Below are 13036 nucleotides of genomic sequence, written 5' to 3'. Positions count from 1 at the left end.
GGGACGTCCCACTCGCGCCCGGCGCGGCGCACAGTCTCAGGAGTCCCTCATGGCGCCCGATCTTCTCCCCCTTCAGGACGTGCACGCACCCGAGGCACGCGACCACGAGTGCCGTTGCGGCGCCGACGGGGCGTGCGAGGGCGGCGGCCAGGAGTCCCGAGAGCGCCCGGTGCAGCGACCCACCTTCACCGGCGAGACGCTGCACTCTCCGTTGCCCACAGGCGAGCTCGAGGTCGAGGAGGTCTGCGGCAAGGCGCGGGAAGAGGGCCTCGCGGCCTCCTCCTGGGGTGCGCGCGCCGACCACATGGGCGCGCTGTCCACGCTCGCAGCTGAGACGCTCGACCGCCCCGGGTTCGGCAAGGGCTTCGACCCGCGCTACCTCGCGATCGCCGCGGTCCGCCCCCCGGGTGTCGAGGATTGGCCGGGACGCGTGGCGATGTCGGTGGTCCTGCAGGGCTGCCCGTGGCGGTGCACCTACTGCTCGAGCACGGATCTGCAGAGCCCGCGGGTGGGCGGCACTGTGCCGTGGGACGACGTGGTCGTCGAGCTCGAGGCGCGTCGAGGCCGCGTGGGTGCGGTCGTCTTCACGGGCGGCGAGCCGACGCGTCAGGGCGCGCTGCCCGAGGCGATGCGGATCGTGCGGTCGATGGGCTACGAGGTCGGCCTGCTCACGGCGGGCGCGTTCCCCGCGCGACTCGAGCTCGCGCTCGAGCACTGCGACTGGGTCGGGCTCGACATCAAGGCGACTCCCGAGGGCTACACCGACGTAGTGCGCACCGGCATGGCCGGGCGGCGCGCGTGGTCGTCCCTCGAGGTGGTGCGCGATGCGGGCGTGCCGTACGAGGTGCGCCTGACTGTGGACCCGGTGACGCATACGCGCGCGGACGTGCTCGACACGGTGCGCGAGATCGTGCGCGTCAGTGGACGCGCACCCGTGCTGCAGGAGGTGCGCCCGCACGGCACCAACCCGTCGTATGCGGCGGAGCTCGCGGGGCGTCGCCTGGGTGACGTGCTGCTCCCTGACGACCTGCCGGATCTCGCCCGGCGCTGACACTTCGGGTGCGCCTCCGCTGACGCCGCAGGGACTCGGCGACGCGGAGGCGCCACCCGGCCCGGCTTGGCGCTGCCACCGCCGCCGGCACCTCGAGCCCCCGTTCCTTTCGCTGAGGGAGCGGGGGCTCCGTCATGCCCTGCCGAGGAGTGTGCGCGCCGGCGATGCGCAGGCGTCGTCCGAGGTATCCGGCGGATGGGTGGCACTCGATGTCAGGGTCGGTCCAAGCGTGGGACGTGAGTCCCAAGGCGGGTGGAAAGACGGGTACAAGGTCCCGGGAACCGGCCCGGCAATCGGGATGGAGGTCCCGGTGTCAGCCCCCAGACCTACGGGAACGTGGACGCATCAACAACAAATGCATCACCACCCCGGAAGGAAAGTGATCCCCATGGTCAAGAAGCTGCAGCTGGTCGGAGCGTTCCTCGCTCTCGTCGGAGCCGCATTCCTCGCGGCAGGCATCTTCGCCTACTCGCAGGTCGCCGCCGGCGCCAACTCCCTCCAGAAGTTCTCGGAGGCCCAGAACGTCATGCTGACGTACAACGAGGACGGCGTGCTCGTCGACCGCGGCACCGTCGAGGGCGCCCAGGGCATCCTGGACCTGCTCGAGAACGACTGGGGCTACAACGTCAACTACGCGGAGCTCGACCCCAACGACCCGCTGGTCAACACCGGCACCGAGTACATGTACCAGATGGCCCTCGTCGGCTACCACACCCTCCACGGCACCTCCACGGTCGTGCTCGACGAGGCGGTCGAGTACAACGGTGAGACCTTCGAGGCCGGCACCTACGAGGTCGAGACCGATGGTCGCTACTGGGCCGACTTCGACCGCATGCACCCGCTCGACGGCCCCGCCCGCTCGCAGGCCTGGAACCCCACCGCCCACGCGCTGTTCGGTGAGCTCGGCGTCGGCTCGGTCACCGCGTCCACCCTCCAGCTCGGCACCGGCATCGCGGCCTTCATCGGCGGCCTGGGCCTCGTGTTCATCGCCCTCGGCGCGGTGACGGTGTGGTTCGCCTCTGACATCAAGAAGGCGGCGCTCAAGGGCGCTCCTGCGGCCGAGACGATCGACGAGCCGGTGAACGCCTAACCGTCACCTCCCTCCCCCCAAGAAAGGGCCCCCGGTTCACCGGGGGCCCTTTCGTCTGCCCCCGGACAGGGTGGAACTCTGACGGCCAGGCAGGGGTCTGCTGAGGGACGTCTGAGCATGCGCGCACCCCTGGCCCGCACACGTCCCGGTGCATACGTTCGCTCCTTGGTGCCTCATCCCGGAGGGGTCGCACACACGTGGGGATCCATGCACAGCCGTACCGCCATCAGGCCATTGAGGGGGATGGCCGCTTTGCTCAGCGTGGGTGGCGTGTTCATCGCCGCGAGGCGCTGGGCGCACTGGCCCGAGGTCCGGCCCCGCTATAACTGTGCGATGACTCCCGCGACGCGCTGCCACACGCTCGGGTGCGCGGTGAGGATGCCGCCGTGCACGTCCCCGCCCGGCAGGTACTCGTCGCCCGTGGGGCGCGCGGACATGAGTCCCGCCTCCTGGCAGATCAGCGCGCCCGGCGCGTGATCCCACGGCAGGGTGCGCGTGAAGCTCACGTAGTCCGTCACGCCCGTGACCACGTCAAGGTAGTCCCACGCGGCGCAGAACCGGATGGGCTGCGCGGGCCCGAGCGTCGAGGCGCGATCCATCAGCGCCTGCCCGTCGCCTGAGAAGAACTTGGCACCCAGCGCGCCCCGCAGCGCCCCCGCATCGGCCGGGGTCGGCGCGAGCAGACGCTCGCCGTCCAGGAACGTGCCGACGCCCTTGGCGGCATGGATCTCGCGACCCACCGCGGGATAGGTGATCCACGACGCGACGGTGCGGCCGTCGTCGATCAACGCGACCATGCAGCCGAACGCCTCGCTGCCCTCGACGAAGTTGCGGGTGCCGTCCACGGGGTCCACGACCCACACCGCTCCCTCGCCGTCCACCAGGTCCAGCAGCGACGCGTCCTGCGCGGTCGCCTCCTCGCCCACCACGGGGATGTCCACCAGCTCCTTCAGGGCGGCGGTGAGGCGGATCTCGGCCTGCTCGTCGGCGTCCGTCACGAGGTCCCACTCCGAGGACTTGGTGCGCACCTCGTCGTCGGACAGCGAGCGCCAGCGCGGCATGATCTCCGCCTCGGCGGCCTCGCGCATCGCGGTCAGCACCGCCTCGGACAGCTCGGGCGTGATGGTGTCATGGGGAAGGCTCACGCTCCCATGGTGTCATGCCCGCGAGGCGACCCGACCGGGTCTCTGGCCCCAGCGTCGGGCGGGCGAGAAGGGGCGCCTCGCGGCCGCGTCGGGCGTGCCGACCCCTACGGGGTCGCGTCCACAGTCCCGTTGCAGCGTCAGCGTCCCTATGTATATTGAGGGCGAATCGGCCCCGCCCAAGGGGTCGCAGCACACGCCTCACCCCCGCAACGCAAGGCAGGTCCGATGCCCCGCAAGCTCGTCATCGTCGAGTCGCCCACCAAGTCGCGCACCATCGGCGGCTACTTGGGGGACGACTACGACGTCGTCTCGTCGGTCGGACACATCCGCGACCTCGCGGAGAAGTCCGAGCTGCCCGACGAGGTGAAGAAGTCGCCCGCGGGCGAGTTCTCGATCGACATCGACGGCGGCTTCGTGCCCTTCTACCGCGTGGACCCGGGCAAGAAGAAGGTCGTGGCGGACATGAAGCGTCGGCTCAAGGAGGCCGACGAGCTCTACCTCGCGACTGATGAGGACCGCGAGGGGGAGGCCATCGCGTGGCACCTGCTCGAGGTGCTCAAGCCCAAGGTCCCCGTCAAGCGCCTCGCGTTCCACGAGATCACCCGCGAGGGTATCCAGCGCGCGCTCCAATCGCCTCGTGAGGTGGACATGGAGCTCGTGGAGGCGCAGGAGGCGCGCCGCATCCTCGACCGCCTGTACGGCTACTCCGTGTCGCCGGTGCTGTGGCGCAAGATCCAGGGCGGACTCTCGGCCGGCCGCGTGCAGTCGATCGCGCTGCGCCTGGTCGTGGACCGCGAGCGCGAGCGCATGGCGTTCCGCTCGGCCGAGTACTGGGACCTGCAGGCGACGTTCACCGCACAGGAGGGGCCCGACGCGGGGCGCAGCTTCGTGGCGCGGCTCACCACCCTCGACGGCAAGCGGGTCGCGACCGGCAAGGACTTCGATGACCGCGGCGCGTTGTCCAACGCCAAGGCGGTGCATGTCACGGCGGCGACCGCGGGCGCGCTGGCCGCTGGCCTCGCCCACGCGACCTTCACCGTGGTCGGCGTCGACTCCAAGCCGTACAAGCGTCGGCCGGCCGCGCCGTTCATCACGTCCACGCTGATCCAGGAGGCGAGCCGCAAGCTGCGTCTCGGCGCCCGCGACGCGATGCGCGTGGCGCAGGGCCTGTACGAGCGCGGCTACATCACCTATATGCGTTCCGACTCACCGGGGCTCTCTGGCGAGGCGACCCGCGCCGCCCGCGCCCAGGCGCTCGAGTTGTACGGCGCGGACAACGTCTCGCCCACCGCCCGCGTGTACGCCTCCAAGGACACCAACGCGCAGGAGGCGCACGAGGCGATCCGTCCCGCGGGTGACACGTTCCGCTCGCCCGAGCAGCTGCGCGCCGAGCTGCGCGGCGACGAGTTCCGCATGTACGAGATGATCTGGAAGCGCACCATCGCCTCCCAGATGGCCGACGCGGTCGGCACCACCTCCACTGTGCGCCTCGGCGCCACTACCGCCGAGCACCACGCCGTCGAGTTCTCCAAGTCCGGCACGATCATCACGCAGCCCGGCTTCATGGCCGTCTACGAGGAGTCACGCGAAAAGTCGCGCTACGAGGAGGACGAGGCCCCCGCGTCGGGCGCCAAGGGCGACGACGACCGGCTGCCGCGCCTGTCCGAGGGAGACGGCGTGGACGTCGCCGACCTCGAGCCGCTCACGCACTCCACCACGCCGCCCCCGCGTTTCACGCAGGGGTCCATGATCAAGGAGCTCGAGGACCGCAAGTTCGGCCGCCCCTCCACCTACGCGTCGATGGTGGACCTCATCATCGCCCGCGGCTACGTGCGCGTCGACAAGCAGGCGCTCGTGCCCACGTGGCTCGCGTTCGCCATCATCCGCCTGCTCGAGGAGCACTTCAGCTGGCTCGTCGACTACGACTTCACGGCGGACATGGAGGAGGACCTCGACCGCATCGCGTCCGGCGGCATGCACCGCGTGGACTGGCTGCGCGAGTTCTACTTCGGCTCCGGCGAGGCCGACGGTCGCGCCGAGGGGCTCAAGAACCTCGTGGAGAACCTCGGCGAGATCGACGCGCGCGCCAACTCGACGTTCGAGATCGGCGACGGCATCTCGCTGCGCGTGGGCCGCTACGGTCCGTACATCGAGCGCCCCAAGGCGGACGGCACCGAGGGCGAGATGGACACCGCATCCGTGCCCGAGGAACTCGCACCCGACGAGCTGACGGTGGCGAAGGCCCTTGAGCTGTTCGAGCACCAGGGCGGGGATGAGCGCTCGCTCGGCACTCACCCGGAGCTCGGGACTGAGATCGTCGCGAAGGCCGGACGCTTCGGCCCGTATGTGACCGAGGTGCTGCCCGAGGGCGCCAAGGGCAAGCCCAAGACGGCCTCGCTGTTCAAGTCGATGGACCTCGCGACGATCACGCTCGAGGACGCGGTCAAGCTCATGGAGCTGCCCCGAGTCGTGGGCGTGGACCCGGCCACCGACGAGGAGATCACCGCGCAGAACGGCCGCTATGGTCCGTACCTCAAGAAGGGCACCGACTCGCGCACCATCGAGTCCGAGGAGCAGCTGCTCTCGATCTCGCTCGAGGAGGCGCTCGCGATCTACGCGCAGCCCAAGCGCGGACGCGGACGCACCGCCAAGCCGCCGCTCAAGGAGCTGGGTGTGGACCCCGTGTCGGAGAAGCCGATCGTGGTCAAGGAGGGTCGCTTCGGCGAGTACATCACCGACGGCGTCACCAACATCACGATTCCACGCGGCACGACGGTGGAGGAGCTCACGCACGAGCGCGCCGTCGAGCTCCTGCAGGAGAAGCGCGAGAAGGCTCCCGCCAAGAAGAAGACCACGCGCAAGCCCGCGGCCAAGAAGACCACCCGCAAGGCCGCGCCCAAGAAGAAGTAGCGATGTCGCGGACAGGATGGGCCCTCGTGGCCGTGCTCGCCGCGGCGGCCGCCACGCTGCCGTGGCTCATCGGCTCGACGGTGTGCGACACCAACTCCGCCGGTGTGACGGTCTGCAAGGACGGACCTGCGCTCGGGGTGCCGGGCGCGGTGCTCGCGACATTCTGGCTGTCCGTGATCGCGATCGTCGCGGCGATCCAGGCGCTCAAGAAGAACTGAGGAGCGCGTTCCACACCTCGACATCGCGCCTGGTGAGCGCTACTTTCCAGGTATGAGGTTCTGGCTTCGCTGGGCCGTGGGGGTATCTGCGCTCATCGGCATCGTGGTCGTCTGGGCGTTCGACTCCGGCTCGTGCGCGTCGGTCAGTGATGGGCCCGACGCGTACACCGACGCGTGTGACATGGGCGCCATCTCGGGAAGCGCGACCACCATCGTGCTCACGCTGCTGCTGGCGGTCGCGGCGATGTGGGCGATCTTCTCGACCAAGCGCGACGCGGAGCGCTGAAGCCCCGACCGCACGCTGTCGCACGCGCCCGGTCCGGTTCCGCCCCGGTCCGGTTCCGCCCGCTCCCCGTCACTTCCCCCGCCATCGCCGCGGCTCCCACACTGGACTTGCGCTGCATCGGGCGTGTCGCTTGGTCATGACGTGCGGACGCGCCGACGTCAGAGCAGTCTGCGTGCGCGAGCCGCGGCGGCGAGAGCTGAGGCCGGTGCGGACTAGCGTCGGCGCTTCGGTTGCGCCGGCGATGGAGCGTCGTCCACAAGGGTGTCGCACCCACACCGGTCTCCACATCTGATGTGCTTTCTGCGCCGCGCGGTCTGTATCGATGCACGGTCCTCACATGGATCTGATTGAAGTGCTACGCAGGCACGGTGGGGCAGCGCGCCGCGAGTCCCTGCTGGCGGAAGGCGTCACTGAGTGGTCCCTGCGAATTGCCTGCGGGGCGCGGAAGGTGGCTCGTCCGCATCGCGGTGTGTATGCGTTGCCTGGGGCGTCACGCGCCGCAGTAGCCGCAGCCTTGTTTCGCGCGGTACCCACCTGCGTGACGTCCCTGGCCCGTGCCGGACTTCCTCTCGTGCACCGCCCCGCGTCCGTTCACCTCGCGGTGCCGGGCAACCGTGGCCGTAGCGCTACCGACGTGAGGCCGCTGAACGGCGTCGTGCTGCACCGGATCGATGACGGTGCGCCTCGCCACGGGCCAGCAGCGATCAAGTCGGCGCTGAGATGCGCGTCGCAGTGTCTCCCTCTCGAGGAGTGGATTGTGCCTGTCGATGCAGCTCTGCACCGTGGCGTGATCTCGATGGCGAGCGCCGTCAAGCAATGGCGCGGTACGGAGGTCTCGCGTGTAGGCCTGAGGGCGTTGCTTGACCCGGATGCCGAGTCGCCTGGCGAGTCCCTCGCGAGGGTGGCACTCCTGCGATCGGGGCTGGCAGTGCGAAGTCAGGTCTTCTACGAAGGCATCGGCAGAGTGGACTTGCAGGTGCGTGGCGTCGTCGTCGAGATCGACGGGCGGGAGTACCACTCGGATCCGCAGGCGTTCGAGCGCGACAGGAGGAGGGATCGAGCGCTCAGGCTGATGGGCCTCACCGTGTTCCGCTATTCGGCGCGGGAGGTATTCGATGATCCGCGTGCAGTGGCGCGCGATGTTCGGGCCGTCGTGGCCCGTGAGCAGACGAGCGCCTGATCAGGTCTGCCGCGGTTCCCGCACGCATGTACGCGTGTCCCCGGTGTGTCGGTGTCAGCGGAGAGCCCGACGCGCCTCTCGCGCGGCAAGTCGCGTGTGGGAGCCGCGGCGACGGTCGGTGGGGCGCTGCGCGTGCCCGGAGTAGCCTCGCTACAACCCTCGGCGCGGGCAGAGCGTTCATGTGTCGAGGACAAGGGGGATCGACGACGTGGACGCGATGATGGGCGAGCTGCTGCACGTGGCTGCCTCGCGCCTGGCCGCCTACGGCTACCTGCTCACGGGCTCGCAGCACGCTGGCGAGGACCTGGTGCAGGACGCGATCGTCAAGGTGTTCGTGCGTCGCCGCCGCATCCCGAACGTCCAAGCCGCGGAGGCCTACGTGCGCGCCGCGATGCGGACGATCCATTTGGACGCGATGCGCCGCGAGGCGCGGTGGCGCAAGGTCGCTCCCGGTCAGGTCGCGCAGCAAGAGCGACCGGATCACGCCGACGCGGTGGCTGACACCGATGCCATGGGCAGGGCCCTCGCCACGCTCAGCGGCCAGGAGCGCACCGCGATCGTCCTGCGGTACTTCGACGACCTGACCGTGACCGATGTCGCGGCGCACATGAAGCTCGCCGACGGCACCGTCAAGCGCTACCTCTCGAACGCACTCACCAAACTGGGCGAGCAGGCGGAGGCGCTGGAGCTCACCGTCGAACGCGCGCCCGTCGGCCCGAGGAGGCGATCATGAGCGACCTTCACGAGCGTCTCGCACGGCACGGGTCCGACGCTGTGGCCGGGTCGCAGACGCGCCTCGCCTCGCAGCAGACGTCCGACGCGCTGGTCGCCCGCGTGCGCACCGGGCGTCGTCGCCGCGCGATGGGCGGCGCGGGCGTGGTCGCGGGCGTCGCGGTCCTCGGCGTGGGGCTGTGGGCTGCGCTGCCGGGCGAGCCGCGGGCGTGGCAGCCGGCGGATGGCCGGGACTCGTCATATGTGTACGTCCTCGCGAGCGATGCGGATTTCCCGGTCACCGAGCCGACGGTGCTGGTGGACGGGGACGACGCGACGGAGCTGCAGTGCGGTGACACGGTCTCTCTCACCCCGGGCGTCACGGTGCACGACGAGGCGGCCTTCGAGGGCGCGATCGAGCTCAAGGCCCTGCTCGGCGAGCGGGAGGTGTCGCAGGGTGGTGGCTTCGATTACGCGTCGGTGGAGATGTGGACGGCCATGTGGGGCGGGCTGGGGCTCGACTGGCAAGTGGGCTCGTATCTGCTTGACGGCGACACGGTCGTCGCGGCGGTGAACGGGATCAGGACGGTGGTCAACGTCGCGGATGCGGGGATGATGTGGGGCGGGACCACCATGGCCGCACTGTCGCCCGAGCAGTGCGGCAGCGGCGACGAGCCCTCATTCCCGGAGTATCCCGAGCTCGCTCCAGCGGCGGAGCCGGGCATGGTGCCTGTGCTCGTCGCGCAGGCGATGGAGGGCGGGCGGCTGCTCGCGACCATCGTGGTGGATCCGCGGGTCCCCACCGCGATTCCCGGGGCCGAGGACCTGACGGAGCCCTCGGGAGGGGTGTTCCAGGAGTTCGTGCTGCCGCGTCCCGAAGCTGCCTGCGATGCGCTCGGCGACATGCGGGCGTCGGGGTCCCCGGCGCAGGGTGACTACGTGAGCCTCACCAACCTCGGCGATGCGGTGCTGCCGTTCAGCCAGGTGCTCGGCGGCTCGACGATCGCCCGGGGACCGCTCCCGGATTGGATCGAGCAGCAGAACGCCTGGATCGTGATCGACTCTGGCGAGGGCGCGCAGTCGATCCCGCTGCACTGGATCGAGAACGGCGACGGGCGTGCCGAGCTGCAGCTCGGAGGTGATGGCGCACCGGATCCGCTGCTTGCCGAGGGCTGCGAGACGCCCGACGCGATCCAGGGCGACGGCGCGGTGTTCTTGGTGGTCGACGGCGTCTCGTACGCGGACCTTGAGCCGCTCGGCGCGTCGGGGTTGTTCGATGTCGATCCCCTCGTCGACGACACCGGATTGCAGACCTGGATCTATCTGGGCTCCGCCTCGCAGTGACGCGCTCCCTGGGGCGCGGCGCTAGGGTGATCTGCATGAGTGCACCGCTGCCCATGTCCGCGCCCGCCTTCCGTTGGGGAATCCTCGGTGCGGGCGGAATCGCGCGCAAGTTCACGGATGCCGTGACCCAGCACACCGCGTCGGAGGTGGTGGCGGTAGCCGCCGCGTCGGGCGTGGAGCGCGCGCAGGCGTTCGCCGACGAGATGGGCGTGCCCAAGGCGTACGGCAGCTACGAGCAGCTGCTGGCCGACCCTCACGTGGACCTGGTCTACGTGGCGACCACGCACAACAACCACCACGGGCCCGCGCTGCTGGCGATCGAGGCGGGCAAGCATGTGCTGGTGGAGAAGGCGTTCACGCAGAACGAGAAGCAGGCGCAGCTGGTCGTCGACGCGGCTCGCGCCAAGGGCGTGTTCGTGATGGAGGCCATGTGGGCCCGTCACCTGCCGCACCAGTACGCGCTGCGGGAGCTCATCGCGAGGGGCGAGATCGGCGAGATCGTCTCGGTCCAGGCCGACCACGGCCAGGCGCTGTCTCACGTGGAGCGCATGTGGAACCCCGCGCTCGCGGGCGGCGCGCTCCTGGACCTGGGCGTGTACCCGATCGCGTTCGCGCACGACCTGCTGGGCGTGCCGGACTCGATCACGTCGGTGGGTCGACTCCGCGAGACCGGTGTGGACGGCGCGGTCTCGATGGTGTTCGATTACGCGAGTCTGGGCGCGCAGGCCTCGCTCACGACCACGATGGAGGCGCGCACGCCGTGCGTGGCGCTCATCGGCGGTACCGAGGGCTTCGTCACCGTGGACCGCACTTTCTACAACCCGACGACGTTCACCGTCACTCGCGACGACGGCACGTCGTGGACGTACGACGGCACGGTGCCCAACGGCTTCCAGTTCGAGGCCGCCGAGGTCGCCCGATGCGTGGATGCCGGGCTGGCCGAGTCGCCGGTTCACACGCTCGAGCAGTCGCTCGAGATCATGCGGATCATGGACGAGGTGCGCAACCAGATCGGACTCATCTACCCGAACGAGCACCCCGGGCCGGGGGACCCCCTCGTCTGACCTTGCCCGCGCTATCGCGGGAGAAGCCCGACGCTCCACAGGGGTGCCGCGGCGTCGCACCTGCCCGGTAGTTTGGTCCCCATGAGTGCGGGCCTGTTCGTGGTGTTCGAAGGTGGCGACGGCGTCGGGAAGTCGACGCAGCTGAGGATGCTCGCGGACGCGCTCGGGACGGCGGGACGCAAGGTGGTCGTGACGCGTGAGCCGGGCGGCACCGCCCTGGGCGTCGAGCTGCGCCAGGCGATCATGCACGGTGACCATGTGGACCCGCGGGCGGAGGCGCTGCTGTATGCCGCAGATCGGGCTCACCATGTCGCGACGGTCGTGCGGCCCGCGCTGGCGGCCGGAGCGGTCGTGGTCCAGGACCGCTATGTGGACTCGTCGATCGTGTATCAGGGTGGCGCGCGAGGGCTCGGGGGCGAGGTGGAGCGCATCTCGCGCTGGGCCACCGACGGGCTGCTCCCCGATCTCACGGTGGTGCTCGACATGGAGCCCGACCCTGAGCGCATGTCGCGCGACCTCGATCGCGTCGAGCGCGAAACTGCCGCGCACGCCGAGATGATCCGCCAGGGCTTCCTGGGGCTCGCCGCGCGCGACCCCGAGCGCTACGCGATCGTCGACGCCGCACGTGAGCCCGGTCAGGTGTTCTCCGACGTGTTCAAGGCGACCCGGGTGGCCATGACCCGTGCCAAGGAGCGCGCGTCATGACCGAGGTGTCCGCATGAGCGGCGGTGTCGAGTGAGCACCGAGCCGCTTCCGATCCTCGAGGAGGGCTCGCACGGCGCCGTCTCCGCGGATGAGCCCGATGCGGGCGGGCCCGATCAGGATCTCGGCAACGCGATCACGGATCCCGCGTCGGCGCCGCCGATGACCGGAGTCTGGGCCGAGGTCGTGGGACAGGAGGCAGCAACCGCGCCGCTGCGCGCCGCCGCAGCCCACGCCTCGGCGATGACGCACGCATGGCTCATCACGGGGCCTCCCGGCTCTGGCCGTTCCCAGGCGGCACGCGCCTTCGCGGCGGCACTGCAGTGCGCGCGTGGCGGATGCGGCGAGTGCCGCGAGTGCACCACGGCGCTGAGCGGTGCACATGCTGACGTGACGGTCGTGGCCACCGAGAAGGTGACGATCTCGATCGACGAGGTGCGAGGCCTCATCTCTGTGGCGCAGACCTCGCCGAGCCAGGGGCGTTGGCGGGTCATCATCATCGAGGACGCGGACCGCATGACGGAGCGCACGTCCAACGTGCTGCTCAAGTCCATCGAGGAGCCGCCACCGCGCACCGTCTGGCTGCTGTGCGCGCCCTCGGCTGAGGACGTGGCGGTGACGATCCGTTCTCGGTGTCGCATCGCGCATCTGCGCGTGCCGGATCCTGAGGTGGTGGCGCGGCTGCTCACCGAGCGGGACGGCATCGACCCCGAGCTCGCGCTCGAGTGCGCGCACGCCGCGCAGAGCCACATCGGCATCGCCAGGAGGCTCGCCCGTGATCCGGGCGCCCGCAAGCGCAGGGACCAGGTGCTCGCGCTCGCGACCGAGATCAGAGGAGTCGGCGACGCCGTGCTCGCCGCTGCCGATCTCGTCAAGGTCTCGGAGGAGGACGCCGCGGCTGCCACGGCGGAGCGCGACGCCGAGGAGCGCAACGAGCTGCTGCGCACTCTCGGCGCCGACGACGGGGGCCGCCTCCCACCCGCGCTGCGCGCGCAGGTGAAGCAGCTGGAGGATGACCAGAAGCGGCGCGCCACCCGTCACAAGCGGGACGTGCTCGACCGGGCCATCGTCGATCTCATGAGCTTCTACCGCGACGTCGCGATCGTGCAGACCGGCGCGGACGTGCCGTTGGTGAACGCGTCCCACCGCGGCCACATCGAGCAGGTGGCCCGTCGCGGCGACATGAGCGATACGGTGCGCGTGCTCGATGCGCTCGCGCTCGCTCGAGAGCGCTTGGCTGGCAACGTGGCGCCGCTGCTCGCGATCGAGGCGATGCTGATCGCGCTGCGCCCCCGCGTGCGCGACTGAGCCCCGGCAGGCGCGGGAGGTCGGTGC

12 protein-coding genes are annotated in these 13036 nt (G+C 70.3%); 11 read left to right on the top strand and 1 reads right to left on the bottom strand.

Going from position 1 to position 13036, the window contains the following annotated elements; all coding sequences use genetic code 11:
- Nucleotides 1-49: 49 nt before the first annotated feature.
- Both B7K21_RS09830 and B7K21_RS09825 read left to right on the top strand, forming a co-directional pair.
- Nucleotides 50-1051: an anaerobic ribonucleoside-triphosphate reductase activating protein gene (locus B7K21_RS09830; RefSeq protein ID WP_084075250.1), complete on the top strand. Its 1002-nt coding sequence runs from the start codon at nucleotides 50-52 to the stop codon at nucleotides 1049-1051.
- 388 nt (nucleotides 1052-1439) lie between these two features.
- A complete protein-coding gene (locus B7K21_RS09825) occupies nucleotides 1440-2141 on the top strand; it encodes a hypothetical protein (protein WP_084075249.1) in 702 nt (233 codons plus the stop codon).
- A 320-nt stretch (nucleotides 2142-2461) separates the two neighbouring features.
- On the opposite strand, the gene B7K21_RS09820 is transcribed toward B7K21_RS09825, so the two are convergent.
- Complete coding sequence (locus B7K21_RS09820) at nucleotides 2462-3286, bottom strand: inositol monophosphatase family protein (protein ID WP_084075248.1); 825 nt, start codon at nucleotides 3284-3286, stop codon at nucleotides 2462-2464.
- Nucleotides 3287-3511: 225 nt separating this feature from the next.
- Between B7K21_RS09820 and topA the strand changes: the two genes are divergently transcribed.
- The 9 genes from topA (at nucleotide 3512) to B7K21_RS09775 (ending at nucleotide 13009) form a co-directional block, all read left to right on the top strand.
- Nucleotides 3512-6196, top strand: coding sequence for a type I DNA topoisomerase (gene topA / locus B7K21_RS09815; RefSeq protein ID WP_084075247.1), 2685 nt, complete (start codon nucleotides 3512-3514; stop codon nucleotides 6194-6196).
- A gap of 2 nt (nucleotides 6197-6198) precedes the next feature.
- On the top strand, nucleotides 6199-6414 hold the full coding sequence (locus B7K21_RS09810; RefSeq protein WP_084075246.1) for a hypothetical protein: 216 nt from the start codon (nucleotides 6199-6201) through the stop codon (nucleotides 6412-6414).
- A 52-nt stretch (nucleotides 6415-6466) separates the two neighbouring features.
- Nucleotides 6467-6700 (top strand): hypothetical protein, encoded by a 234-nt coding sequence (locus B7K21_RS09805; protein ID WP_144016168.1) that lies wholly within the window; start codon nucleotides 6467-6469, stop codon nucleotides 6698-6700.
- A 757-nt stretch (nucleotides 6701-7457) separates the two neighbouring features.
- Entirely contained in the window at nucleotides 7458-7880 is a 423-nt protein-coding gene (locus B7K21_RS12625; RefSeq protein ID WP_159448476.1) for a DUF559 domain-containing protein, read from the top strand.
- A 217-nt stretch (nucleotides 7881-8097) separates the two neighbouring features.
- Complete coding sequence (locus B7K21_RS09795; RefSeq protein ID WP_234989287.1) at nucleotides 8098-8613, top strand: sigma-70 family RNA polymerase sigma factor; 516 nt, start codon at nucleotides 8098-8100, stop codon at nucleotides 8611-8613.
- A complete protein-coding gene (locus B7K21_RS09790; RefSeq protein ID WP_084075242.1) occupies nucleotides 8610-9935 on the top strand; it encodes a hypothetical protein in 1326 nt (441 codons plus the stop codon). Before B7K21_RS09795 ends, B7K21_RS09790 begins: the two co-directional genes overlap by 4 nt.
- Nucleotides 9936-9970: 35 nt before the next feature.
- A complete protein-coding gene (locus B7K21_RS09785; protein WP_084075241.1) occupies nucleotides 9971-10999 on the top strand; it encodes a Gfo/Idh/MocA family protein in 1029 nt (342 codons plus the stop codon).
- Nucleotides 11000-11080: 81 nt separating this feature from the next.
- Nucleotides 11081-11704: a dTMP kinase gene (tmk, locus tag B7K21_RS09780; RefSeq protein WP_084075240.1), complete on the top strand. Its 624-nt coding sequence runs from the start codon at nucleotides 11081-11083 to the stop codon at nucleotides 11702-11704.
- Between the two features lie 159 nt (nucleotides 11705-11863).
- Complete coding sequence (locus B7K21_RS09775; protein WP_084075486.1) at nucleotides 11864-13009, top strand: DNA polymerase III subunit delta'; 1146 nt, start codon at nucleotides 11864-11866, stop codon at nucleotides 13007-13009.
- Nucleotides 13010-13036: the final 27 nt, after the last annotated feature.

Origin of the sequence: Demequina sp. NBRC 110052 (assembly GCF_002090075.1) — a bacterium.
Taxonomy (GTDB): domain Bacteria; phylum Actinomycetota; class Actinomycetes; order Actinomycetales; family Demequinaceae; genus Demequina.
The sequence above is the reverse complement of the archived record's forward strand: the minus strand, read 5'-3'. Positions and strand labels throughout refer to the sequence as shown.